The 22846-nt window shown below is 69.5% G+C and carries 25 protein-coding genes; 14 read left to right on the top strand and 11 right to left on the bottom strand.

All coding sequences use genetic code 11. The features are described 5' to 3' along the window. Position 1 precedes the first annotated feature (1 nt). The 3 genes from ACI2K4_RS15415 to ACI2K4_RS15405 form a co-directional block, all read right to left on the bottom strand. A complete protein-coding gene (locus ACI2K4_RS15415) occupies positions 2-952 on the bottom strand; it encodes a LysR substrate-binding domain-containing protein (RefSeq protein ID WP_404511637.1) in 951 nt (316 codons plus the stop codon). Positions 953-1032: 80 nt separating this feature from the next. Continuing rightward, the gene (locus tag ACI2K4_RS15410; protein WP_404511635.1) at positions 1033-1566 is read right to left on the bottom strand and encodes a hypothetical protein; all 534 of its coding nucleotides are present in this window, start codon (positions 1564-1566) and stop codon (positions 1033-1035) included. 183 nt (positions 1567-1749) lie between these two features. Then, positions 1750-2655 (bottom strand): LysR substrate-binding domain-containing protein, encoded by a 906-nt coding sequence (locus ACI2K4_RS15405; RefSeq protein ID WP_404511633.1) that lies wholly within the window; start codon positions 2653-2655, stop codon positions 1750-1752. Between the two features lie 111 nt (positions 2656-2766). On the opposite strand from ACI2K4_RS15405, the gene ACI2K4_RS15400 reads away from it, so the two are divergent. The 5 genes from ACI2K4_RS15400 to ACI2K4_RS15380 all read left to right on the top strand — a co-directional run bounded on the left by ACI2K4_RS15400 (position 2767) and on the right by ACI2K4_RS15380 (position 7614). Beyond that, positions 2767-3870 carry a YeiH family protein gene (locus ACI2K4_RS15400; protein WP_404511631.1) on the top strand — a complete coding sequence of 368 codons (1104 nt, stop codon included), beginning with the start codon at positions 2767-2769 and terminating at the stop codon, positions 3868-3870. Positions 3871-3995: 125 nt separating this feature from the next. Then, the gene (locus ACI2K4_RS15395; protein ID WP_404511629.1) at positions 3996-4832 is read left to right on the top strand and encodes a GNAT family N-acetyltransferase; all 837 of its coding nucleotides are present in this window, start codon (positions 3996-3998) and stop codon (positions 4830-4832) included. A 47-nt stretch (positions 4833-4879) separates the two neighbouring features. Further along, complete coding sequence (locus tag ACI2K4_RS15390) at positions 4880-5716, top strand: GNAT family N-acetyltransferase (protein WP_404511628.1); 837 nt, start codon at positions 4880-4882, stop codon at positions 5714-5716. 135 nt (positions 5717-5851) lie between these two features. Then, positions 5852-6859, top strand: a complete 1008-nt coding sequence (locus ACI2K4_RS15385) for an NAD(P)/FAD-dependent oxidoreductase (RefSeq protein ID WP_404511626.1) — start codon at positions 5852-5854, stop codon at positions 6857-6859. After that, on the top strand, positions 6856-7614 hold the full coding sequence (locus ACI2K4_RS15380) for an SAM-dependent methyltransferase (RefSeq protein WP_404511624.1): 759 nt from the start codon (positions 6856-6858) through the stop codon (positions 7612-7614). The genes ACI2K4_RS15385 and ACI2K4_RS15380 overlap by 4 nt, the downstream gene beginning before the upstream one ends. A gap of 37 nt (positions 7615-7651) precedes the next feature. Here the strand turns inward: ACI2K4_RS15380 and ACI2K4_RS15375 are convergent, their stop codons facing one another. Genes ACI2K4_RS15375 through ACI2K4_RS15365 form a run of 3 tightly spaced genes read right to left on the bottom strand, consistent with a single transcriptional unit; the run spans position 7652 to position 9020 of the window. Then, positions 7652-8395, bottom strand: coding sequence for a hypothetical protein (locus ACI2K4_RS15375; protein ID WP_404511622.1), 744 nt, complete (start codon positions 8393-8395; stop codon positions 7652-7654). Beyond that, positions 8392-8655 (bottom strand): hypothetical protein, encoded by a 264-nt coding sequence (locus ACI2K4_RS15370; protein WP_404511621.1) that lies wholly within the window; start codon positions 8653-8655, stop codon positions 8392-8394. The genes ACI2K4_RS15375 and ACI2K4_RS15370 overlap by 4 nt, the downstream gene beginning before the upstream one ends. Then, positions 8652-9020 (bottom strand): DivIVA domain-containing protein, encoded by a 369-nt coding sequence (locus ACI2K4_RS15365; RefSeq protein WP_404511619.1) that lies wholly within the window; start codon positions 9018-9020, stop codon positions 8652-8654. The genes ACI2K4_RS15370 and ACI2K4_RS15365 overlap by 4 nt, the downstream gene beginning before the upstream one ends. 323 nt (positions 9021-9343) lie before the next feature. On the opposite strand from ACI2K4_RS15365, the gene ACI2K4_RS15360 reads away from it, so the two are divergent. The 6 genes from ACI2K4_RS15360 (at position 9344) to ACI2K4_RS15335 (ending at position 11967) form a co-directional block, all read left to right on the top strand. Next, entirely contained in the window at positions 9344-9562 is a 219-nt protein-coding gene (locus tag ACI2K4_RS15360) for a winged helix-turn-helix domain-containing protein (protein ID WP_404511617.1), read from the top strand. 106 nt (positions 9563-9668) lie between these two features. Next, positions 9669-9890 (top strand): winged helix-turn-helix domain-containing protein, encoded by a 222-nt coding sequence (locus ACI2K4_RS15355; RefSeq protein WP_404511616.1) that lies wholly within the window; start codon positions 9669-9671, stop codon positions 9888-9890. Further along, positions 9887-10063, top strand: coding sequence for a GntR family transcriptional regulator (locus tag ACI2K4_RS15350; RefSeq protein ID WP_404511853.1), 177 nt, complete (start codon positions 9887-9889; stop codon positions 10061-10063). The genes ACI2K4_RS15355 and ACI2K4_RS15350 overlap by 4 nt, the downstream gene beginning before the upstream one ends. 154 nt (positions 10064-10217) lie before the next feature. Then, the gene (locus tag ACI2K4_RS15345) at positions 10218-10457 is read left to right on the top strand and encodes a winged helix-turn-helix domain-containing protein (protein ID WP_404511614.1); all 240 of its coding nucleotides are present in this window, start codon (positions 10218-10220) and stop codon (positions 10455-10457) included. Positions 10458-10858: 401 nt separating this feature from the next. Next, on the top strand, positions 10859-11125 hold the full coding sequence (locus ACI2K4_RS15340; protein ID WP_404511612.1) for a hypothetical protein: 267 nt from the start codon (positions 10859-10861) through the stop codon (positions 11123-11125). 131 nt (positions 11126-11256) lie between these two features. After that, positions 11257-11967 carry a hypothetical protein gene (locus ACI2K4_RS15335; protein WP_404511610.1) on the top strand — a complete coding sequence of 237 codons (711 nt, stop codon included), beginning with the start codon at positions 11257-11259 and terminating at the stop codon, positions 11965-11967. A 58-nt stretch (positions 11968-12025) separates the two neighbouring features. Here ACI2K4_RS15335 and ACI2K4_RS15330 read toward each other — a convergent pair whose 3' ends face one another. Continuing rightward, positions 12026-12511, bottom strand: a complete 486-nt coding sequence (locus ACI2K4_RS15330) for an NUDIX domain-containing protein (protein ID WP_404511608.1) — start codon at positions 12509-12511, stop codon at positions 12026-12028. 160 nt (positions 12512-12671) lie between these two features. Here ACI2K4_RS15330 and ACI2K4_RS15325 point away from each other — a divergent pair, with 160 nt between their 5' ends. Next, positions 12672-15200, top strand: coding sequence for an alkaline phosphatase D family protein (locus ACI2K4_RS15325; RefSeq protein ID WP_404511606.1), 2529 nt, complete (start codon positions 12672-12674; stop codon positions 15198-15200). 74 nt (positions 15201-15274) lie between these two features. Here the strand turns inward: ACI2K4_RS15325 and ACI2K4_RS15320 are convergent, their stop codons facing one another. Next, entirely contained in the window at positions 15275-15961 is a 687-nt protein-coding gene (locus ACI2K4_RS15320) for an SDR family NAD(P)-dependent oxidoreductase (protein ID WP_404511604.1), read from the bottom strand. A 213-nt stretch (positions 15962-16174) separates the two neighbouring features. On the opposite strand from ACI2K4_RS15320, the gene ACI2K4_RS15315 reads away from it, so the two are divergent. After that, positions 16175-16795 (top strand): RNA polymerase sigma factor, encoded by a 621-nt coding sequence (locus ACI2K4_RS15315; protein WP_404511602.1) that lies wholly within the window; start codon positions 16175-16177, stop codon positions 16793-16795. Next, the gene (locus ACI2K4_RS15310) at positions 16788-17714 is read left to right on the top strand and encodes a CU044_5270 family protein (protein WP_404511600.1); all 927 of its coding nucleotides are present in this window, start codon (positions 16788-16790) and stop codon (positions 17712-17714) included. The genes ACI2K4_RS15315 and ACI2K4_RS15310 overlap by 8 nt, the downstream gene beginning before the upstream one ends. 76 nt (positions 17715-17790) lie before the next feature. On the opposite strand, the gene ACI2K4_RS15305 is transcribed toward ACI2K4_RS15310, so the two are convergent. From ACI2K4_RS15305 to ACI2K4_RS15295, 3 genes are all read right to left on the bottom strand, one after another. Next, on the bottom strand, positions 17791-18954 hold the full coding sequence (locus ACI2K4_RS15305; protein ID WP_404511598.1) for an acyl-CoA dehydrogenase family protein: 1164 nt from the start codon (positions 18952-18954) through the stop codon (positions 17791-17793). A 76-nt stretch (positions 18955-19030) separates the two neighbouring features. Then, a complete protein-coding gene (locus tag ACI2K4_RS15300) occupies positions 19031-21151 on the bottom strand; it encodes an acetyl/propionyl/methylcrotonyl-CoA carboxylase subunit alpha (RefSeq protein ID WP_404511596.1) in 2121 nt (706 codons plus the stop codon). 60 nt (positions 21152-21211) lie between these two features. Beyond that, the gene (locus ACI2K4_RS15295; RefSeq protein ID WP_404511851.1) at positions 21212-22828 is read right to left on the bottom strand and encodes an acyl-CoA carboxylase subunit beta; all 1617 of its coding nucleotides are present in this window, start codon (positions 22826-22828) and stop codon (positions 21212-21214) included. Between the last annotated feature and the right edge of the window lie 18 nt (positions 22829-22846).

The raw sequence follows: 22846 nt of genomic DNA, 5'->3' as shown, positions 1-22846 counted from the left end.
GCTAGGACGACTGGGCGGAGGTGGCGAAGGCGGTCGGGCCGATCGAGTCGGCGGCGGAGCGAAGCGCCTCCAGCATCGCCGTGATCGCGCTGGTCCGGGCCAGGTCAGGCCAGGTGTACGCGGACACCGTGCGGCGTAGCACCGGCTCGACCCGTACCGCCACCACGTCCGGGTGCTGGAGGAAGGCGAGCACCAGACTCGGCAGCAGCGCGACGCCGAGTCCCGCCGCGACCAGGCCCTGCAACGCCAGGTTGTCGTCGGTGGCACAGGCGATGCTGGGGGCGAACCCGCTGCCGGCACAGGCGTGGACAAAACTGCTCCGACACCGGGGACAGCCGGCGATCCAGGTCTCCTCCGCCAGGTCGGAGAGCTGGACGGAGTGCCGCTCGGCAAGCGGGTGCCCGGTCGGCACCAGCAGCACCAGCGAGTCGACCAGCAGCGGCACTTCGAGCATGCCGGCCTCCGCCATGCCCGCCTCGGCCGGTCGCGGCGGATCCGACTCGTACGTGAAGGCGACCACCACGTCACACTCTGCTCGCCTGAGCACCTGGTACGACTCGGGTGGCTCGGCCTCCAACAACTCCAGCCGTACCTGTGGGTAACGCTCCTTGAGCGCGGCAGCCGCGTACGGCACCAGGGTGGCGTTGGCGCTCGGGAAGGCGCACACCCGTACCGTGCCGGTTTCGAGTGTCGCGACGGCCTTGACCTGCTGTTGTGCCACGGCCATGCTGTCCAGGATCTCGGCGGCGTGCCGGGCCAGCGTGGTCCCCGCCTCGGTGAGCCGCAGCGTACGCCCCACCCGCGCGAAGAGCGGGCCGCCGACGGTCCGCTCCAGTGCCTTGATCTGCTGGCTGACCGCCGGCTGGGTGCAGTGCATCGCCCGCGCGGCGGCGGAGAACGAGCCACTCTCCACCACCTGACGGAACATCTCAAGCTGCCGCAGGTCAATCACGTCCGAAGCATAACCACCGCTTATCCATCTCCCGCCAGGTGAAACTACCCTCTGTGACTGCCGTAACCCCGTTGCCGGGGTCAGGCGACAAGGACGGGGAGTTGGTAGCGGCGGCGGATGCTGGTGCCGACGCGGGAGATGTCGGCGCCGTAGATGTGGATCGAGATGGCGGTGGCGGTGCCGGCGTTGCGTACCTCGTGGATGTCCCCGGGTGGGGCGATGCCGCAGACGCTGCCGGTCGGGTTCTCGGTCACCTCCGCCTGGGCGAGGAAGACGTCCCCGTCACGGTCGGTGATCTCGTACCGGACCTCGGACTCGACGCCGTCGACCACGCCGACCACGCACCAGCAGAGGTGGTCGTGGATCGGGGTGACCTGTCCCGGTCGCCAGACCAGGGCCACGATCGAGAAGAGGCCGTCCGGCTCGACGTGCAACACGTGCTGCACGTAGCTGTCCGGGTCGCCGGCCAACTGCTCCGGGGTGAGAATCTCCCGGCTGGGCAGGTTGGCCCGCAGGGCGGCGGCGACCAGTTCGGCCGTCCGCTCGGGCGGACAGACCCGGCTGGCCGCTGCGCGTACGCTCGCGACCAGGTCGTCCAGTTGGTTCGCTGACATGTCCCCGTACCTCCAACGGGCCCGAGGTACGACGACTCGGACCGCCAGTCCCAGTGTGCGAACCGGGGACGGCGCCAACCAGGAGCCAACTTCTTGGCCGGACCAAAGCCCGGCTTATGGTTGCGCCGGCCAGACGCACGGTCCGGTCGGCCCGGTTCGCGGTTCAGCCGGCCAGTTCATGGTTCAGTCGGTCCGGTTGGCCTGGGCGATCGCCTGGAGCAGAGCGGTGGCCGAGCCGGTCAGTCGCCGTCCGCGCGGCCAGACCGCGCGCAACGTACGGCTGAGCGTCAGGTCCCGTACCGGGATCGCGACCAGCAGTTTCGCGGAGAGTTCCATCTCCACCGCGTACCGGCTGAGCACCGCCGGCGCGGTCCCGGCCATCGCCGCGCCCTTGACCGCCGCGTTCGAGCCGAGGGCCAGTTCGGGCGGGAGCGGGTCGAGGTCCGCCAGCGCCCGTTCCAGGGTTTCCCGGGTGCCGGAGCCGACCTCACGTACGACCAGCCGGGTGCCGGCCAGCTCGCTCGGCTCCAGCGGCTGGCGTCGCCTGGCCCACGGGTGCCCCGGCGCCACCACCACGATGAGCTGGTCGTGCCCGACAACGAGGGTGTCGAGCCCCTCCGGCACCGTCGGGCCCTCGACAAAACCGAGGTCGATTCCCTCGTCGGCGAGGACCAGCCGGGCCACCTCGGTCGAGTTGATCACCGTCAGCCCGACCCTGATGTCCGGGTACGTCACCCGCAGGTGGTGCAGCCACCGGGGAAGCAACGCCTCGGCGACGGTCATGCTCGCCGCGACCCGCAACTGGGCGGCCCGCGCCTCACGGAGCGCCACCAGGCTGTGCTGGAACTCGTCCGCCGCCCCGAGCAGCCGGATCGCCCAGCCGACCACCACCCTGCCGTCGTCGGTCAGCGGTGAGCCCCGGTGGGTCCGGAGCAGGAGTGGCACCCCGGCCCAGCGTTCCAGCGCCGCGAGCCGCTTGGTCGCCGACGGCTGGGCGATCCCGGCCGCCCGCGCCGCCTGACCGATGCTGCCCAACTCGGCGACATCGACCAGCAGCCGGAGTGACTCGAGATCCGGGAGGTCGCCCATAGCTCCAGGCTATGGGGTTGACAGCGATCGAGGACTACTGCCCTGACCTGCGTACGCGCAGCCTGGAAGGGCAGCGCCGAGACCGTGGGCGCGAGAACGGGGGGCGACAGGGTGGCGGTCGTCGAAGGGGTACGAGTCAGCCGGAAGCCAGCACCACTCCGGCCGGGGCCGGCCGCCATCCTGCCCGGTCTGGCGCTCGCCGCCGCCGTGGCGATGGCCGGGTACGGCGTGAACCAACTAGCCACCCCGGTAAGCCCGATGATCGTGGCGATCGTGCTCGGCATCGCCGTACGAAGCCTTGGTGGTTACCGCGAGTGGATGCGGCCCGGCCTGGCCTTCGCCGCCCGGGGCCTGCTGCGGGCCGGCATCGTCCTGCTCGGCCTGCAACTCGTCGCCTCCGACATCGTCGACCTCGGCATCGGGCCGATCGCGGTGGTCGTGGTCAGCGTGACGGCGGCCTGGCTCACCACCCGGTGGGCCGGTAGCCGCCTCGGCCTGCGCCCGGCCACCTCACTCCTGGTCGCCACCGGGGTCTCGATCTGTGGCGCCTCCGCCGTGATCGGCATGAACGAGGTGGCCGACGGCGAGGAGGAGGACGTGGTCACCGCGATCGGCGTGGTGACGGTCCTCGGCACGCTCTGCATGCTGCTCATCCCGGCCCTGGGGCTGCTGTTCGGGCTGGACGACACCATGGTCGGCCTCTGGGCCGGCGCCAGCATCCACGAGGTCGGCCAGGTCGTGGCGGTCGGCGGCGCGATCGGCGCCGCCGCGCTCGCCACCGCCGTGGTGGTGAAACTCTGCCGGGTCGCGCTGCTCGCGCCCCTGGTCGCCCTCGTCGCCACCGTCCGCCGCGCCGCCATCCGTCGACCCGTCGGCGCCACTGGCGCCAGCACCGCCACCGCCGGTCCCGGTGCTGGTCGCCCCGACGGGCGCGGGCGATCCTCCTCCCGGCCGCCCGTGCTCCCCTGGTTTGTCGTCGGCTTCCTCGTGGCGATGGCGGTGCGCTCCACCGGAGTACTGCCGCACCAGGTGGTCAGCTCGGTCTCGGCCCTGGCCGGCGTGCTGCTGGCCGCCGCCATGTTCGCCGTGGGCACCTCGGTCGACCTGCGTACGGTCACCAGGGGCAGCGGGCGGGCGCTGGCCACCGGTGCGGTGGGAACCGTGGTGCTCGCGACCACCTCGCTCGCCGGACTCCTGCTCGTTGCGACGCCCTGACCGGTGTGCCGGCGATTCAGCTCACATTTGCCCCGCGGCTCTACCCGTGACCGAGGGTGCCGGGTTGTATTGCGCCGTATCGCCAATAGCCCCCGCAACTCTGCGTACACCCCTTGGGATGCCCCTTGCTGCAAGCTGATTTGACCAGGATCGCCGAGCTCACCGAGGCCGAGCTCAACCTCAAGTGCGTGACGCTCATGTCCGAGCGCGGTCGGGCGGCACGCGGCATGACCGGCGGCCGGATCGGCGGCGGCGTCTCGCTGGTCACGCGGAGCGACCCCAGTGGTGGTTACTGGAACAAGACCCTCGGCCTCGGATTCACCGAGCCGGTGACGGAGAAGCTGATCGGCGAGGTGATCGACTTTCACCGGGAGCAGGGCAGCCCCTCGGCGCGGCTCCAGATCGCACCCGAGGTCCTGCCGGCGGACTGGGACGACATCTGCTCCGCGTACGGGCTGACGCCGGCCGAGCAACTGGTGAAGCTCGCCTGCCGGATCGAGGACTTCAAGCCGGGCGGTACGGACCTGCGGGTCGGACCGGTCGGGGTCGAGGATGCCGAGCAGTGGGCGAAACTGCTCTTCGACATTTTCGGCATGCCCGAGCACTTCGACTCGATTTTTGCCGCCGGGGTGCGCAGCGGGGAGTTCCTGGCCTTCGCGGCCTGGGACGGTGACGAGATGGTCGCCGGGGCCAACCTCTACCTGAACGGCGAGGTCGCGTCGCTGAACTCCGGTGCCACCCGGGAGAGCCACCGTCGGCGTGGCCTCCAGACCGCGCTGGTGGCCGCCAGGGCGGAAGCCGCCGCAGCCGCAGGCTGCCGCTGGCTGGTCAGCGAAACCGGCAAACCAGCCGAGGGTACGTCGAACCCCTCACTGAACAACATGATCCGCTCCGGCCTCACCCCGCTCTACGATCGTCGGAGCTGGGTCTGGCAACCGGAAAACGCCGCCGTCAACGCTTGATCGAGCCACCCGACACCTGCGGAAATCTATACATGTCCTTACGTCAGATGAGCGCGTTCGTGGAACTCACCGAAGCCGAACTCGTGTTCCGGTTCGGAGCCGGTCTGCCCGACGACATCGGGTCGTCCCTCGGCGTCACGGTCGCCCGGTTCGGCGGCGGCGTGCTCTGCTCCATGACCGACAGCTTGAGTGGTGGAGGCTGGAGCAGATCGATCGGTCTGGGCGTCACCGAGCCGGTCACCGGGGACCTGATCGGTGACACCATCGACTTCCACCGCCGGCACGGCAGCCCCCAGGCGCTGATCCAGATCGCCCCGGAACTCCTTCCGCCGGACTGGGACGACATCTGCTCCGCGTACGGGCTGACGGTTGGCGACGGGCTGGTGAGACTCGTCTGCGACATCGAGGACTTCACGCCCGGCGGGTCCTACCTGCGGGTCGACCTGATCTCCCGGGAGGAGTTGGGGGAGTGGACGGCGCTGATCGCCAGTGAACTCGGCCCCAACGGCAAGAAGCTGGCCCCGATGTTCGCCGCCGTGGTGGGCAATCCTCATTTCCGGTCGTTTGCCGCCTGGGACGACGAGGAACTCGTCGCGGTGGGCAATCTCTTCCTGCACGGTGAGGGCGCGTCGTTCATCACCGGGATCACCAAGCCGAGTCACCGTGGCCGGGGCGCCCAGTCGGCCCTGATCGCGGCCAGGGCGAGGGTCGCCGCCGAGGCCGGCTGCCGCTGGCTCACCGCCGCGACCGTACGGCCGACCGAGGAGAAGTCGGTCACCTCGTACAACAACCTGGTTCGTGCCGGGTTCTCGCCGCTCTACCACCGCCCGGACTGGATCTGGCGACCCGGGCGCGGCGCCTCACCCGCTGACTCCGCCCGCTGACCCTCCTCCCTGACTCGGCCTGCTGGCTCGGCGCTGCTGGCTCGGCGCCTGCTGGCTCGGCCTTGTTTGCCATTGCGGCAAGAATCCTTGCCGATTTGCCGCAGCCGCCGGATGGTGGTGGCGGAGGTGGTCACCATGACCCGGCAACCGACAGACCGGTTGACCCAACAATTTGATGTCGCGGTGATCGGTGGCGGTGCCGCCGGCCTGACCGCGGCGGTGGTGCTCGGGCGGGCGCGACGCTCGGCGATCGTGATCGACGCCGGGTCGCCGCGCAACGCCCCGGCGGCGGGGGTGCACGGCTTCCTCACCCGCGACGGGATCAGCCCGACCGAGCTGGTCGAGATCGGCCGCAAGGAGGCCGAGCGCTACGGCAGCCAGCTCCGTCGCGGAGAGGCCCGGAGCGCGCGGCGTACCGAGGACGGGTTCGAGGTGACGCTCGCGGACGGCAGTCTTGTCGTCGCCCGGCGGTTGCTGGTGAGCACCGGACTGGTCGACGAACTCCCCGACCTCCCCGGGATACGTGAACGCTGGGGGCGGGACGTGCTCCACTGCCCGTACTGCCACGGGTGGGAGGTACGTGACCAGGCAATCGGCATCCTCGGCACCGGGGAGCGGTCTGTACACCAGGCACTGATGTTCCGGCAGTGGACCTCGGACCTGGTGCTGTTCACCCACACCGCGCCACAGTTGACCGAGGAGCAGGCTGAGGAGTTGGCGGCCCGGAACATCCGGATCGTCACCGGCAAGGTCGACTCGCTCGACATCACCGACGACCGACTCAGCGGCGTACGCATGGTCGACGGCACGGTGGTCCCCCGGCAGGCGGTGGTGGTCGCGCCACGGATGGTCGCCGCCTCGGGGGTGCTGGCCAGCCTCGGCATCCGTACCAACGAACACCCGTTCGGCGGCGAGTTCGTACCCGCCGATCCCACCGGCTCGACCGAGATGCCGGGAGTATGGGTGGCGGGCAACGTCACCGACCTCGGCGCGCAGGTGGTCATGGCCGCCGCCGCTGCCGTGTCGGCCGCCGCCGCCATCAACGCCGACCTGATCAACGAGGAGACCAGAGCCGCCGTCGCGTCCCACCGGACCAACACGCGTACGGCAACGGCCGTGGACGCGAAGAGGAGCGCAGCATGACCACGGAACACCAGCACGGCAACGGACACGACAACGGCCTTGAACACGGCAACGGCCACGGCCATGGACACGACAACGGCCATGGACACGGGCACGGGCACGATCACAGGCATGACCAGGAGCACGCCGAGGTGGGGTTCACGGCGGAGTTCTGGGACGAGCGCTACTCCTCGGCCGAGCGGATCTGGAGCGGCAACGCCAATCCCCACCTGGTCACCACCGCCACCGAACTCGCGCCGGGCACGGCGCTGGACATGGGCAGTGGCGAAGGGGGCGACGCGATCTGGCTGGCCACCCGGGGCTGGCGGGTCACCGCGGTCGACGTTTCGAAGGTGGCGTTGGACCGGGCTGCCGAGCAGGCCCGCCGGGTCGGCACCGAAGTTGCCGAACGGATCACCTGGCAGCAGGCCGACGGCCACACCTGGGAGCCCGGATCGGACCGGTACGACCTGGTCTCGGCCCAGTTCATGTACCTCCCGCCGGGCGAGATCGCGGCACTGCACCGCCGGCTGGCGGAGGCCGTACGGCCGGGCGGCACCCTGCTCATCGTCGGTCACCACCCGTCGGACCTGGAAACCTCGATGGGACGGCCACGCCTGCTCGATTTCATGTACACCGCCGAGGAGATCGCGCCCCTGCTCGACCCGGACGCCTGGCAGATCACGATATCGTCGCCCGCACGTCAGGCGACCGACCCGGACGGCCAACTGATCACCATCAACGACACGATCCTGCACGCGGTCCGCCGCGCCTGACCCACGCGGCGAGCTTGATCGTGAAGAGTTTGGCTCGCTATAGCCGGCCGAATTCTTCACCATAATTGGTGGCTGGGTGCTTGGCATGGGGGATGTCGCGGGGTCGCGCCTGAGCCGCGTGGCGACGGCTCAGGAGTCGGGGTCGAACAAGGCCACGGCGGTGGCGAGCGTCGCCGCCGTGGGGAACTGGGTGGTGATCCCGTCGGGTTGTCGCAGGTGAACGGAGCAGCCGGTCGGGCCGAGCAGGACGGTGACCGGTTGGGCGGGATGACGGCGCCCGAGCCGGCGGATCGTCCGCTCTGGGTCGCCCGACTCGCTCGGCTGCGGTGGTCGGCGCGGGCAGGTCCGGTTGCCAGTGGGCGGGGAGCAGGACGGACAGCTCCTCGAACGGGCGGTCCGGGGTGACGATGTCGCTGACCGAGGCGGCGCCGACCTGGCGGGCGAGGTCACGTACGAGTTGGGTCAGGTCGAGGGTGGCGGTCCCGTCCTGGTCGACCGTTGGCGCGACGGTGCCGGGGACGATGCTCGTGGAGGCGCTGGCGCCGGTGTCGACGTTGACGACGGTGAGGACGAGCTGGGCGCGGCGGAGGCCGAGTTCGTGGCAGGGCTGGGCGACCGTACCGATGCCGTGGCAGAGCTGGCAGTCGGCGTACGGGCGGTGGTGTTGGGTTGTGGGGTTTGTGGCGAGGATGCCGGTGCCGAGCTGGGTGCAGCGGCAGGTGACCAGGAGAAACGTGGTGCCATCGCAGTCCGGGCACTCGACCAGGTGATCGTCGGTCACCGGGCGGTCCGAGGATTGCAGTCGCCGGAGTGATCGGTTCGCAGCACGCAACGCCGCCCGCTGGTCAGCCGCTCGCCACAGAACACCCGGTGCGCCACCTCAGGTTCGTCCTGGGCGCTGAGCGTGATGTCGCGGGTGTCGAGCGCGCGGAACGCCGCCGCGAGCGAGTGCCCGATCGTGCGCGCGATGACGGCCGCCGTCTGCGGGTTGGCGGCCTGGATCGGCAGGTGGATCGTGAAGTGCTGGCGGTTGCCGCTCACCGCTGCCTCGCCAGGTCGCGGGGGTGCGGCGCGTGCTGCGACTGCCACTGCCGCAGGGCGTTCTTGATGCGTACGGTCTCCTCCCGGCTGGTGGCCAGCTCGGCGTAGACCCGGTGCAGGTCGTCGGCGACCCGGTCCAGGAACACCTGCACCTCCTCCGGATCGAGCCCGCGTCGGCCGAGGCGGGCGGGGAGAAAGCGCTGGTTGCGTACGTGCCACGGGCGCAGGGGGAGTTGGGCGGCGCTCCGGTAGGTGGCGGGTCGGGCGTTCCGGCCGAACGGTGCTGGTGCGGGTGCTGCTTCCGGGGTGGGGGTTGGCGGCGGGGCGGAGCGGGACACGAAGAGGCGACGGAGGAAGGTACGCACGGGCAGACCTGCCTTTCGGGTACGAGGGGAGCGGGGACGTGCCTGTCCGCGTACCGAGCACGGACAGACACGTCCCCGCCTCTGTCGGCGTACGCCCCTCGGGTCGCCGTACGCCGACAAAGTCGCTGGTAGGAGGCCGGGACGGGCAGCCAACTTGGGCAGACCGATCCGTCCCGACCGCTGTGCGAGTGCCCCAAGTGCCATCCGGGGGCCTCGTCGTCAACCTACAATTGCTACCGGTTGTAGGTCAATGGAGAACCTCCAGCCGGTTGAGACTGGAGGTCAAGACGTGATTCCATGGGCGTGCCATCCGGGGAGTGAGCATGCCCAAGCAGCAGTACCAGGCGCTCGCAGACGAGTTGCGAGCGAAGATCGAGTCAGGCGAGTGGCCGGCGGGGACGAAGCTCCCGAGCCGGTCTCAACTCTGCGCGGAGTACGGCGTCTCGGACACCGTCGTTGGCAAGGCGATGATGATCCTGCGCGCCACCGGTCTCACCGAGACCCTCGAAGGCGTCGGCGTATACGTCGCCGGACCCAAGTAGAACTCGTGCGTGGGCAATGTCGCCGCCACCAACGGCAGTTGTCGAAGGCTGTCCTGAAAGAGATCATCCTGCCGCACGTGTCGGCGCCGGCAATCCATGGAGCGACGTGTCCGCACCCCTGTATCAACAGATCTCCGACGACATCGCCGAGCAGATCAACAGCGACGTACTGGAGCCTGGCGACCGGCTGCCAAGCACCAAGCAGCTCATGGAGCGGTACGAGGTCAGCGAGACCGTGATCCGCTTCGTCATGATCCAGCTCAAGGCGCAGGGCCTCGTCTACGGTCAGCAGGGTAGAGGCGTCTATGTCATGAATCGGTCTGCCTGAGAGCGGGGGCTGGCACGCCACGGCTCCCTGATCGCCGTCGCATCGCTCAAGACCTCCACGATGGGAACGGCTCCAGCGAGTACACGCCTCGCGCCAAGCTGCCGTCGTTCCGCGAGTTGATCACGCGATACGGCATGTCCGCCGAGCCTGTCCGGTCGGCGCTCCTGAGCTGAAGGCGGAGGGCCTCGTCGAGGGTTACGCGGTGGTTCCCGCAGCGCCAGCTTCATATCTTGCTCGGTCAGGGAGGACACGTCTGTCGGTCCTCGCTATCTTCGTCATACGCTGCAGCAACCACTGTGACAGCAACTTGCTGCCTCGAATCGTTGGGTGGAGATCGGAGAGGTAGCGGTGCCTGCAACCAAGTGGGAGAAGCTCGCTGATCACGTCCGCGAGCAGATCCGGACCGGAGTCCTGAAGCCTGGCGACCAGTTGCCGTCAACCGCCCAGCTCAAGGCCGAACACAACGTCGGTGACGGCGTGGTCCGGTACGCGATGCACGCGTTGCGCACGGAGGGCTTGGTCGAGAGCGCGCACGGCGTAGGCGTATTCATCGCCGAGAAGAGGTAGCGGGACCGTCCGCTCGGTTGAGCGAGCTTCACCGGGGAGTATGCGTGCCCAGGCGGCAGTACCAGGTGGTTGCAGACGAGCTGCGAGCAGAGATCGAGTCAGGCGAGTGGTCAGCGGAGACTAAGCCCCCCGAGCCGGTCTCAACTCTGCGCGGAGTACGGCGTCTCGGACACCCTCGTCGGCAAGGCGATGATGATCCTGCGCGCCACCGGTCTCACCGAGACCTTCGAAGGCGTCGGCGTATGCGTCGCCGAACCCATGGCGTCTAGGACGTGACGAAACGCCCAAAACCTTCGATTGACCGTGGCTTTCGGCTGGAGGCCGCAGTCTGTCGGGGTTAGCGACTAGTGTTGTCGGGTACTTTGGTACCACGGTACTCTGGTCGCTGGAAGGGGGCTCATGTGGCCGCTACGTCCGCTCCGATCAAGGTTGACGTTGATACTGACCAACTCATCTCGCACGCTGCTCACTTTCTAGGCAAGGCCAAGAAGGAAGTCGTTGACGCCGCCGTGCGCGAATACATCGATGCGCATCGGGCTGAGATCAATGAAGGTGTACGGGCTGCTTTGCGTCAACTAGACGGTTCGCCACAAGCTGCCGTCGCGTTGCTGACAGGGGTGCCCGTGGATGAGCTTGATCAATATGGTGGGATGCCTGAGACGGACTGATTCGCTGGGTCTAAATTTAGTCGTTTTAGGACCTTAGGCTCGTTCGAATGAGCGATAAGCCCCTGCCTGTTCGACCAACTCGTTCGTGCACCCGAGCACTCGACCTACCAATCCCGACCCTCGACGTGCCTATGTCTGACCTCGATCACCTTTTGGTCAAGGAAGCGCAGCGGCTTCCAGACACCTACGCGGCCGGTGGCGTGGAACGCATTCTTGCCCTCACTGATCGAGTGTGGTTCAAGGTCAAGGAAGGCCGGTGGCGGGGGGCAGCAATTCGTCTGCCTGAGGGTGATCAACCTCAGGGGGATCCCCAGATCCACTTGGCTCCTTGGTGGTTGGGGGCAGGAGGCTACCGAAGGGATGGTGATCCTTCGGATTTCTACGCGTCCATGGCCGCTGCCGCGCGGCGCGACGGGAAGCATCAGGAGGGCGGGTCTTCCGATCGCTGGTTGCCAGATGAATGGGATTGGAAGCGGCTCGAACTTGAACATGCGACCGCTTGGATTCGGGAGATCCGCAGGATCGTCTGCCTGTTGATCGTGCGTTCGCTTCGCACTGGTCAATCATATCAAGCTGTTTTCCAGGGTTATAGCATAACGGTGTTGGCGCGAGCTGAAGGTGGCGAGACCTACCTGGCGATTGGGACGGAGAATATCGCTGGCCCGAAGATCTTCGCCGTCATTATGAGTGCTGTTCCGGGTATAGATAGTGATGCCTGGTTGGCTGAGCCTGGTGGGGTCGTTGGATTGGCGCCGGCGCCCGGTGAAATTATCTGGTCGACTATTCTTCCGCCGACTGTCGCCGCTGAGCTCCTCGACGGATACACGGATGAGGGCAATTGATGAGGATGCTAGGGGAAGCGTCAAGCGCCCTGATCGCTGGCGGCAGTTGTCGCGGGGATCATCGAAAAATCGGGTTTGCGTCTTCCAGGTAGAGAGTCGTCCCCTGTGTGACGGCAAGCAGGGCGGCGAGGGCTCGGCGGGCGAGTACGGGTGAGAGACGCGCCTCGGCCTCGTCCGGCGTACACCAGGCCCAACTGCGGAGCTCGTCAGCCGGCAGGGTGATCTGGGACGTACGGGCTGGGTCGAGTTGGCCGCCGTCGTAGACGAACATGACCCCCTCGGTACGCCCCATCTGCGGCGGAACCCAGTCGACCACCAGGAGCCGTCCCGGAGTGACCGACAGCCCCAGCTCCTCGGCCACCTCCCGCATCGCGGCCTGGTACGGCGACTCGTCGGCCTCGACCACGCCCCCGGGAATCTCCCAGTAGTCCTTGTACGTCGGCTCGACCAGCAGAATCCGCCCGTCCGCATCACGTAGCAGCACGCCAGCGCCCATCCGCTTGCGCGGCAGGGCGGCGGTGAAGTCCTCGGGAGCCGTCGTCATTAGTGGACGCTAACCCGCCGGGCGGTCTCCCCGGCGCGCCCGCGCCTGAAGATCTTGCCACCTGGCGTACGGCCTGACTTCACGTCGCCTTCAGGAACCGGGCAGTCGGGATGAACAGGGTGTCGGGCACAACCCATGCCTAGCGAAGCAGGTGTGCACCGTGTCGGATGCCTTCCCGATCAGCCGTCGACATTTCCTCACCCTGGCCGGAGGGACCGCTGGCGCGGTCGCCGTGAGCCAGTTGATCGCGCAACTTCCTCCGGCGTACGCGGACGAACTGGACCCGGCGCCGTTCACGCTCGGCGTCGCCTCGGGCGAGCCCGACGACACCAGTGTGGTGATCTGGACTCGCCTGGTGGCGGACCCGCTCAACACCGTTGACGGTGGCATGCCCGCCGAACCGGTCAAGGTGGACTTCGAGATCGCCACCGATCCGGAGTTCCGGCGGATCGTGCAGAAGGGCAAGCGGACGACCGACCCGGCGTCGGCGCACTCCGTACACATTCTGGTGACCGATCTGGCGCCGGACCGCTGGTACTGGTATCGGTTCATGGCCAACGGGGTCTACAGCCGGACCGGACGTACCCGGACGTTCCCCCGGCCCGGTGCGAGCGTGGAACACATGCGGTTCGCCTTTGCGTCCTGCCAGTCCTGGGTGGGGGGACCCTACCCGGCCTACCGTGACATGGCCGCCCAGGAACTCGATTTTGTCGTGCACCTGGGCGACTACATCTACGAGACCACCAACGGCAGTCTGACCGAGTTCCGGCGGCTGCACGCGCTCTACAAGACCTCGCCCGACCTGCGCGCCGCGCACGCCCGGTTCCCGTTCATCATGACCTGGGACGACCACGAGGTGCAGAACAACTACGCCGGTGACGTCGCGGGCAGCGCGGGCGACGGCAGGCCGTTCCTGGAGCGGCGGGCCAACGGTTACCAGGCGTACTACGAGCACCTGCCGCTGCGGCCGATGCACCGCCCGGACGGTGCGGACATGCTGATGTACCGCCGGTTCGACTTTGGCAGGCTGGCCCAGTTCAGCGTGCTCGACACCCGGCAGTACCGGTCCGACCAGGCGCTCGGTGACGGTCGCAAGGAACCGACCGGTGAGGTCTTCGACCCGGCGCGGACGATGACCGGACCGAAGCAGGAGCAGTGGCTGCTCCGTGGGCTGCGCGAGTCGACCGCCCAGTGGAACGTAATCGCCCAGCAGACCATCATGGCCCAGTTCGACTACGACCTCGGCCCGACGAAGATTGTCAACCTGGACCAGTGGGACGGTTACCCGCTGGCCCGTAACCGCATTCTGAACCACATCGTGAAGCACCAGATCGGCAACCCGATCGTGCTCGGTGGCGACTGGCACACCCACTGGGTCAACGACCTGAAGACCGATTTCGACGACCCGCGCGCGATGGTCGTCGCCACCGAGTTCGTCGGCACCTCGATCTCGTCGGGCGCGAGCTGGGACCCGGACGTACGGGCGGGACTTGCGGCGAATCCGCACGTCAAGTTCTACAACGGAAGTTACCGGGGCTACGTCATCTGCGACGTCAACAACAAGCGCTGGCGGGCCGACCTGCGCATCGTGCTCGACGCCCGCAACGCCGCCTCTCCGGCGTACACGATCGCGTCCTTCGCGGTCCGCGACGGCAAGCCGGGTGCGCAGCGGGTCGACGGCGGCGACGGCATCGTCGGCCAGGTCACCGACGCGGCCACCGGGAGGGCGCTGCCGAACGTCGAGGTGGTCGTGACCCGGGAGGACGGCAGTCGGCTGGTGGCGAGCACCACCGACCCGACCGGCGAGGTGCTCGCCTTCGCGCCGCCCGGCAACTACACGGTCGCGGTCAACGGGGTCGGCTACGAGCCGGTGAGCCGTACGGTGACGGTTGTCGACGGTGCCCCGACCAACCTTGACCTGCGGCTCAACCGGGCGGTGCCCCGGGCCGGAACGGGTCGCACGGTCCCCGGCCCGCAGGCGTCGGCGACCACCACCGACATCGTGCTCAGCAACGATCTTGTCGCGCTGGCAATCTCCAACGGTACGGACGACTCGCAGTTGACCCCGGTCGCGCTCGGCAAGCCGCTCGACATGGCCATGGTCGGCCGGCTGGACCAGCTTGACTGGATCAACCTGCCGTACGCCTCGACGGCGCAGCCGCGCGGCGGAAACGCCTGGCAGCAGCGGACCGTCAAGTCCACCTCGGTCGAGGTGCTCTCGGCCAACGGGCCGGTGGCGAGCGTACGGGCGATCGGCGCCAGCACCACGGTCGCGAACCTGGAGGTGGTCACGACGTACTCGGTCCGGGCGAACGAGCCCTGGGTGCTGGCCGAAAGCGCCTTCACCAACCGGGGCACCGCCCCGTGCACATTCTGGGCCGGTGACGCGCTCGATCACGACGGTGCGGGCCAGCGCAGCGGCATCGCGGGGCACGGGACGATCGAGGCCAGTGACCCGGCCGACTACCCGCCGACCGCGCCCTGGATCGGCATGACCGGCACCGACCGGCAGACCTACGGGCTGATCTACGACGAGGGTGGCTTCGGCGCCTACGCCGCGTACAACTGGGTGATGAGCCAGCGTCAGGTGACGCTCGCCCCGGGCGAGACGTTCACCCTGCGTCGGCGGATCACCGCCGTCGACAGCGGCACCGACGCCGACCCGTTCGCGGTGCTCGGTCGCCTCTGACCACTGAAAGTGCTCGCGCGGGCGGCCGGTCACCCCCGGCCGCCCGCGCGAGGCGTCAACGGTCCCGCTACGCCTCAGTTGGTCAGGACGCCGCCCTCGACGAACAGCTCCTGGGCGTTGATCCCGTTGTTGCGCAGCAGGAAGTCGGTCGCGTCGACCACGTCGGCCACGCTCACCAGCCGACCGATCGGGGTCCGGGCCAGGTGCGGGTGGTCGGTCACGTGCCGCCACTTCGGGCTGTCGCCGACGATGCCCGGGTGCAGCACGTTCACCCGGTGCGGGGCGATCTCCAGGGCCAGGGACTTGACCAGGCCGGTGAGGCCGGCGTTGTGGGTGGTCACGATCGTGGAGCCCGGGTACGGGCGTTCCTTGGCCACGCCACCGAAGAAGACGACCGACGCACCGGGGCGGAAACGGTCACGCAGGACGCGTACCGTCTCGGCGTAGCCGACCAGCTTGATGGTCAGCGCGGCGATCGCGGCGTCCAGGTCGAGATTCCCGAGGGTGTTCGGCGTCTGGCTGGTCGGGGTGAGGACGAGGTGGTCGACCTCGGTGATCTCGCCCAGCGCCCCGGCGATCGTGGCCGGCTCGGCCAGGTTGACGGCGATGCCCCGGGTGTTGCCGCCGATCTCCGTGGCGACCGCCTCGGCCCGCGCCTCGTCCCGGCTGGCGATGACAACCGAGTCTCCCCGGGCCGCGAGGTGCTCGGCGATCGCCCGTCCCAACCCGTTGCTGCCACCGACGACGACAGACGTCTTCATCTGATCTGCTCCCTGTGCCTGGACCCTGCGGGGGTACGTACGAATCTGCCAACCGATCCGCCGAGGGTGATAGTCCCGGCGGTTCGCGCGTACGACATGGTTCTGGTCACAGCGAGCACTCCGAGCGGCGACGCCACCGCCAGCGGGGCGTGAACCATTTCTCCACGGCCGACGGATAACAGGTGATGATTCCCGGGCCGTGGAAGGTTCTGTATGAATCGATCGGAACAACTCGAGGCAGCCGACATCAGCCCATCGGAGGACGACGCAACAATCATCGAGCGGTCAGCGCGGGATCCCGAGAGATTCGCCGCGATCTTCGACCGGCACGCACCGTACATTCATCGTTACCTGGCCCGGCGGCTTGGCGCGGAGGCCGCCGACGACCTGGTGGGAGAGACGTTCCTGGCCGCGTTCCGGCGGCGGGAACGGTTCGACACCGCCCACCGCGATGCCCGGCCCTGGCTGTACGGGATCGCCACCCACATCGTCAGCCAGCACCGGCGCGACGAGGACCGCCGGTACCGGATACGGCAGGCGTACGTCCCGGCGACGAGCGAGGCGTCCCACGCCGACCGGGTCGCCACCGCCGTCACGGCGAGATCACTGCGCGGACTGCTCTCCGCCGCCCTGGCCAAGCTTTCCACCGGTGACCGGCACGTACTGCTCCTGGTCGCGTGGGAGGAGCTCACGTACGAGCAGGTGGGCGCCGCGCTGGCGATCCCCGTCGGCACCGTGCGGTCACGACTGAACCGCGCCCGCAAGCAGCTCCGCGAGGCGTTGGGCGACGCCGACACCACCACCACGATCGAGGAGGCACTGGGCAATGGATGACCTGCGACTGGTCCGGGAACTCGGCGACGAGGTTCCGCTGGCCACCCCCGTACAGTTGGCGCCCGCCCGCGCCCGGCTGCTGGCCGCGATGCCGGTCACGCCCGCCGTCACCTCGCTGACCGACTCCCGGCATCGGGCCCGGCCCCGCTGGCGACTGCTGCTCAGCGGGGTGGCGGCGGTCGGCGTCGCGGCGGCGGTCGCCTCGGTGCTCGTGCTGGCGCCCGACCTGGCTCCCGACCAGGTCGGCGGTGGCGTGTCGGTCGCCAAGGCCGATCCCACCCAGGTGCTGCACAGCGCGGCGGCGGCGGCGCTCCGGCTGCCCGACACCATCCCCAACCCCGACCAGTACGTCTACCTCCGGAGCCAGGACGGCCAGGAGGTCTACGAGAGCTGGCGGTCGGTGGACGGGACCCGCGACGGGCTCGTCAGGAAGACGACGGCCGGCAGCAGCGAGGAGATCCCGCTTCCGGGCTGCCGGAACGGACGGGCCGCTTTTGTCAAGGGTGGCCAGGTGGATCCGAACCGGACCGAGCCGTGCACGCCCAGGCCCGCGTACCGCCCCGACCTGCCGACCGACGCGGATGCCCTGCGGGTCTACCTGATCGAGCACGGCAACGGCGTGCCCGGCGACACGAACAGCTTCGCCAAGGATGTGCTCGGCCTCGGCCAGGAGTACTTGCGACCCGCGTCGCGGGCCGCGCTCTACGAGGCCGCGGCGGGGCAGCCCGGTCTGCGGGTCGTCGAGCACGCCCAGGACGGCGCCGGCCGCCCGGGCATCGGGATCGCCTGGCCGTCGACCAGCGGTAAGGGTGAGACGGTCCTGGTCTTCCACGCCCAGACCTATGCCTACCTCGGCATCGCGGCGACGTCAGCCGTGCTCGACCTCGCCGTCGTGGACCAGGTCGGCCAGACCGGCTGACATCCGTACGGGGGGAGTGGGGCGGGTTGTCCTCGGGCGACCCGCCCCACTCACGGTCCGACCGGCACGTCGCGGGTCAGTACGACTTCTCCTGCCCCAGCACGTGCTGCGCCACGAAGTTGAGGATCATCTCGCGACTGACCGGGGCGATCCGGGTCGCGCGTACGGTGCCGAGCATCGTGGCTATGCCGTACTCGGTGGTCATGCCGTTGCCGCCGTGGACCTGGATGGCGGTGTCCACGGCGAGTGCGGCGGCCTCGGCGGCGGCGTACTTGGCCATGTTCGCGGCGGTGCCGGCCTCCAGGTCGCGGCCGGCGTCGTAGAGGGCCGCCGCCTTGGCGATCATCAGCCGGGCCAGTTCGACCTGTACGGCCGCGTGCGCGAGCGGGTGCGAGATGCCCTGGTGGGAGCCGATCGTCCGGCCTCCCCAGACCTTGCGGGTGGAGGCGTACGACGAGGCGCGCTCGATCGCGTAGCGGCCGGAGCCGGCGGCGAGCGCGGCGACCAGGATGCGTTCCGGGTTCAGCCCGGCGAAGAGCGCCTGGAGGCCAACGTCGGCCCCGCCACCGACCAGCGCGTCCGCAGGCAGGCGCAGGTCGTCCAGGTAGAGCATCCACTGGCTCTCCGGCGACAGGATCTCCATGTCGAGCTTCGATTTTGTCAGCCCCGGTGCGTCGGTCGGGACCAGGAAGAGCGCCGGCTTCAGCCGGCCCGTCGCGGCGTCCTCGGTACGCCCGACGACCAGCACGTACGCCGCGTCGTCCACGCCCGAGATGAAACACTTGCGACCCGACAGCAGCCAGTCGTCGCCGTCGCGGCGAGCGATCGTGCCGAGCTTGTGCGAGTTGGAGCCGGCCTCCGGCTCGGTGATCGCGAAGGCGATCTTGAGGGTGCCGTCGGCCATCGGTGGGAGGAAGCGTTTGCGCTGCTCCTCGGTGCCGTGTCGGGCGATCACGGTGGCCACGATCGCGGGGGAGACGACGATCATCAGCAGTGGCGAGCCGGTCGCGGCCAGTTCCTCGCAGACGATGGCGAGGTCGGTGATGCCGCCGCCACCGCCGCCGTACTCCGCCGGGATGTTGACACCGAGGTAGCCGAGCCGCCCGGCCTCCTGCCACAGCTCGGTGGTGTGCTCGCCGGCCTTGGCCTTCCGTACGTAGTACTCGTGTCCGTAGCGGTTGCCGAGCGCGCGTACCGCGTCGCGGAGCTGTTCCTGTTCGGGGGTGAGGTCGAAGTCCATGAGGGGCCTTCCGAGACAGCGTGCGGTGTAAGGAAGGGCCCCTTATTAACGCTATGCGTTAATAAGGGGCCCTTCCTTACACAACAACGGCGAGGACGGTGCCGGCTTCCACCTGGGCGCCGGTGGTTACGGGGAGTTCGGTGACGGTGCCGGCGGCGGGGGCGTGTACGGGGTGTTCCAGCTTCATCGCCTCCAGGGTGAGCAGGAGCTCACCGGCGGCGACACGTTGACCGGGCACGACGAGGACCCGGCTGACCGCACCGGGCAGCGGTGCGACCAGCGAGCCTTCGGCCAGGTCGGGGGCGGGCTCGGGGAAGCGGGGCAGCTCGGTCAGGGTCACCGAGCCGTCCGGACCGTCCACGAAGGAGACCGCACCCACCCGGTGTACGGCGAACGCCACCCGTACCCCGGCGACGTCGAGCACCACCCGGTCCGGCTCGGCCGAGAGGATCACCGGCAGCGGGGAGTCGTCGGGCAGCGGCGCGACGGTGGGGTGCAGGCCGGCGAGGTCGAGCTCGTCCGGGTCGACCGGGCGGACCCACCAGGTGTCGAGCGCGCCGGTCCGGTCCAGCCGGTAGCCGACCTCGACCGGACCGGACGGACCCTGGTAGACGCTGGTCTGGGCGCCGGCCGGCACGTTGCGCCAGCCGGACGGCAGGCTCGCCAGCACCGGGGCGGACCGTCGTCGGGCCGCCGCCCCGGCGAGTGCGGCGGCGAGGCAGGAGACCCGGACCGCCTCGACCGAGGAGAGCAGCGGCGCGAAGAGTTCCGGGTGCCGGTCCAGGAAGCCGGTGTCGATCGCACCGCCCCGGAACTCCGGGTGCCGCAGTACACGTACCAGCAGGTCACGGTTGGTGCGTACGCCGTGCAGCTCGGCCCGGGACAGGGCGCTGGCCAGCAGCCGGGCCGCCTCGGCACGGGTCGGTGCCCAGGCGACGAGCTTTGCCAGCATCGAGTCGTAGTGCACCCCGACCACCGAACCGTCGCGTACACCGGAGTCCAGGCGCAGCGCGGCCCGGCCGGTGGCGGTCGGGACCGGGGTGAACTCGGTGGTCACGCCGGGGATGGCGAACCGGTGCAGGGTGCCGGTCGCCGGCATCCAGACGTTCGCCGGGTCCTCGGCGCAGAGCCGCACCTCGATCGAGTGCCCGGTGCTGAGCAGCAGGGACGACGAGTAGGCGCCGGCGAGCGAGGTGCCGGCGCCGAACGCCTCGACCGGGCCGTGCGCCTCGACCGCGCCGACCGTGGCACCGGTCGCCAGCGGCAGGGCCCCGCCCTCGGCGACGAGGAGCTGCCAGCGGACCAGGTCCAGGCCGGTGACCGCCTCGGTGACCGGGTGTTCGACCTGGAGCCGGGTGTTCATCTCCAGGAAGTAGAACTCGCCGGTCGGGGCGAGCAGGAACTCGACCGTGCCGGCGCCGAGGTAACCGACCGCGCGGGCAGCTGCCATCGCCGCCGTGGAGAGCCGGGCGCGCAGTTCGTCGCCGACCGCCGTCGACGGCGTCTCCTCGATGATCTTCTGGTGCCGGCGCTGGATCGAGCACTCCCGCTCGCCGAGCGGCATCACGTTGCCGTGCGAGTCGGCGAAGACCTGCACCTCGATGTGGCGGGCCTGCTCGACGTACCGCTCGATGAAGACCGTGCCGTCGCCGAACGCGGCGGCTGCCTCGTGCCGGGCCGAGGCGACCGCCTCGGCCAGCGTGGCCGCGTCCCGGACCACCCGCATGCCCCGTCCGCCGCCGCCGGCCGATGCCTTGACCAGCACCGGAAACTCGGTCACCCGGTCCGGGTCGGTCTCGGTGGGCAGCATCGGGACCCCGGCGTCGGCGAGCAGAGCCTTCGCCTCGATCTTCGAGCCCATCACGGCGATCACCTTGGCCGGCGGACCGATCCAGGTCAGGCCGGCGTCGCTGACCGCGGTGGCGAAGTCGGCGTTCTCGGCGAGGAAACCGTAGCCGGGGTGGATCGCGTCCGCGCCGGCCCGTCCGGCGGCGGCGACCAGCAGGTCCGCGCGGAGGTACGTCTCCGCCGGGGTCTGGCCGGGCAGCCGTACGGCAAAGTCCGCCTCGGCCACGTACGGCGCGTGGGCGTCCGCGTCGGAGTAGACCGCGACCGTCTCGACGCCGACCGAGCGGCAGGTGGCGAAGATCCGGCGGGCGATCTCGCCCCGGTTCGCCACCAGCAATCTGCGAATCATGACCGGTCCCCCAGCCTGCGAAGCGTTAACCCAAGCCGCACGTGATGCTCACGCATGGCCTCACATCCGGAAGACGCCGAAGCCCGGGCTTCGTCCGTCGTGGAGAGTCGAGCCGACCGGGCCGGAGGCGCCGACCGGGCCGCTGTGGATCGCGGACAGGCAGAGCCCGAGCACCGTACGGGTGTCGCGCGGATCGATCACCCCGTCGTCGAGCAGCCGCCCGGAGAGGAAGAGCGCGGCCGATTCCGTGTCGACCTGCCGTTCCACCATCTTGCGCATCATGGTGTCGCGTTCCTCGTCGTACGGCTGCCCCTTCGCCTCGGCCGCCTGCCTCGCCACGATCGACAGCACCCCGGCGAGCTGGGTCGGGCCCATCACCGCCGACTTGGCGTTCGGCCAGGTGAACAGGAACCTCGGGTCGTACGCGCGCCCGCACATGCCGTAGTTGCCGGCCCCGTACGACGCGCCGAGGTTGACCGTCAGGTGCGGCACGGTCGAGTTCGACACCGCATTGATCATGAGTGCGCCGTGTTTGATGATGCCGCGCTGCTCGTACTCGGTGCCGACCATGTAGCCGGTGGTGTTCTGGAGGAAGAGCAGGGGAGTGCCGGCGGTGTTGGCGAGCTGGATGAACTGCGTCGCCTTCTGCGCCTCCTCGGAGAAGAGGACCCCTCGGGCGTTGGCCAGCACCCCGACCGGATAACCGTGCAAGTCGCCCCAGCCGGTCACCAGCGCGGTGCCGTACCCGGGCTTGAACTCGTCGAACTCGGAACCGTCGAGGATCCGGCCCAGCACCTCGCGCGGGTCGAACGGCACCCTCGGGTCGGCGCTCGGGATGGCGAGCAGCTCCTCCGGGTCGTACTTCGGCGCCGCCGGCACCACGGTCCGGGGAGCCGGGCCGTGCTTGCGCCAGTTGAGCCGGCGTACGCACTGCCGGGCCAGCCGGATGCCGTCCCGCTCGTCCTCGGCCAGGAAGTCGGCCAGCCCCGAGGTGGCCGCGTGCATCGCCGCCCCGCCCAGCGACTCGTCGTCGGTCACCTCGCCGGTCGCCATCCTGACCAGTGGTGGCCCGGCCAGGAAGACCTTCGCCCGGCCCCGGACCATGATCGTGAAGTCGGACATGCCCGGCACGTACGCGCCGCCGGCCGTCGCGTTGCCGAAGACCACCGCCACGGTCGGGATGCCGGCGGCGGAGAGCCGGGTCAGGTCCCGGAACACCTGCCCGCCCGGGATGAAGATCTCCGCCTGGCTGGGCAGGTCCGCCCCGCCCGACTCGACCAGGTTGACCATCGGGAGCCGGTTGGCGAGTGCGATCTCCCCGGCCCGCACGGTCTTGCGCAACGTGTACGGGTTCACCGCGCCGCCGCGTACGGTCGGGTCGTTCGCGACGATCACACACTCGACGCCCTCGACCACCCCGATCGCGGTCACCACGCTCGCCCCGACCGGGTAGTCCGTGCCCCACGCCGCGACCGGTGACAGCTCCAGCACCGGCGAGTCCCGGTCGACCAGCAGTTCGATCCGCTCCCGGGGCAGCAGTTTGCCCCGGGCGTGGTGACGGGTCACGTACTTCTCGCCGCCGCCGCCCCGGGCGCTGCTGATCGCGGTGTCGAGTTCGGCGAGGCGCTCCAGCATCGCCGCCCGGTTCTCCTGGTACGCCGACTGTCGCGGCTGCATCGCGGTCTCCAGAACGGC

It is taken from the genome of Micromonospora sp. NPDC050397 (assembly GCF_044901685.1).
Taxonomy (GTDB): Bacteria; Actinomycetota; Actinomycetes; order Mycobacteriales; family Micromonosporaceae; genus Micromonospora_G.
This window is presented reverse-complemented; position numbering and strand designations above follow the sequence as displayed.

What these genes read in the sequence shown, in the direction of transcription:
- ACI2K4_RS15410 (WP_404511635.1), bottom strand. Translation starts at nt 1,566, where the DNA reads ATGTCAGCGAACCAACTGGACGACCTGGTCGCGAGCGTACGCGCAGCG.
- ACI2K4_RS15405 (WP_404511633.1), bottom strand. Translation starts at nt 2,655, where the DNA reads ATGGGCGACCTCCCGGATCTCGAGTCACTCCGGCTGCTGGTCGATGTC.
- ACI2K4_RS15390 (WP_404511628.1), top strand. Translation starts at nt 4,880, where the DNA reads ATGAGCGCGTTCGTGGAACTCACCGAAGCCGAACTCGTGTTCCGGTTC.
- ACI2K4_RS15385 (WP_404511626.1), top strand. Translation starts at nt 5,852, where the DNA reads ATGACCCGGCAACCGACAGACCGGTTGACCCAACAATTTGATGTCGCG.
- ACI2K4_RS15380 (WP_404511624.1), top strand. Translation starts at nt 6,856, where the DNA reads ATGACCACGGAACACCAGCACGGCAACGGACACGACAACGGCCTTGAA.
- ACI2K4_RS15360 (WP_404511617.1), top strand. Translation starts at nt 9,344, where the DNA reads ATGCCCAAGCAGCAGTACCAGGCGCTCGCAGACGAGTTGCGAGCGAAG.
- ACI2K4_RS15335 (WP_404511610.1), top strand. Translation starts at nt 11,257, where the DNA reads ATGTCTGACCTCGATCACCTTTTGGTCAAGGAAGCGCAGCGGCTTCCA.
- ACI2K4_RS15330 (WP_404511608.1), bottom strand. Translation starts at nt 12,511, where the DNA reads ATGACGACGGCTCCCGAGGACTTCACCGCCGCCCTGCCGCGCAAGCGG.
- ACI2K4_RS15320 (WP_404511604.1), bottom strand. Translation starts at nt 15,961, where the DNA reads ATGAAGACGTCTGTCGTCGTCGGTGGCAGCAACGGGTTGGGACGGGCG.
- ACI2K4_RS15315 (WP_404511602.1), top strand. Translation starts at nt 16,175, where the DNA reads ATGAATCGATCGGAACAACTCGAGGCAGCCGACATCAGCCCATCGGAG.
- ACI2K4_RS15310 (WP_404511600.1), top strand. Translation starts at nt 16,788, where the DNA reads ATGGATGACCTGCGACTGGTCCGGGAACTCGGCGACGAGGTTCCGCTG.
- ACI2K4_RS15305 (WP_404511598.1), bottom strand. Translation starts at nt 18,954, where the DNA reads ATGGACTTCGACCTCACCCCCGAACAGGAACAGCTCCGCGACGCGGTA.
- ACI2K4_RS15300 (WP_404511596.1), bottom strand. Translation starts at nt 21,151, where the DNA reads ATGATTCGCAGATTGCTGGTGGCGAACCGGGGCGAGATCGCCCGCCGG.
- ACI2K4_RS15295 (WP_404511851.1), bottom strand. Translation starts at nt 22,828, where the DNA reads ATGCAGCCGCGACAGTCGGCGTACCAGGAGAACCGGGCGGCGATGCTG.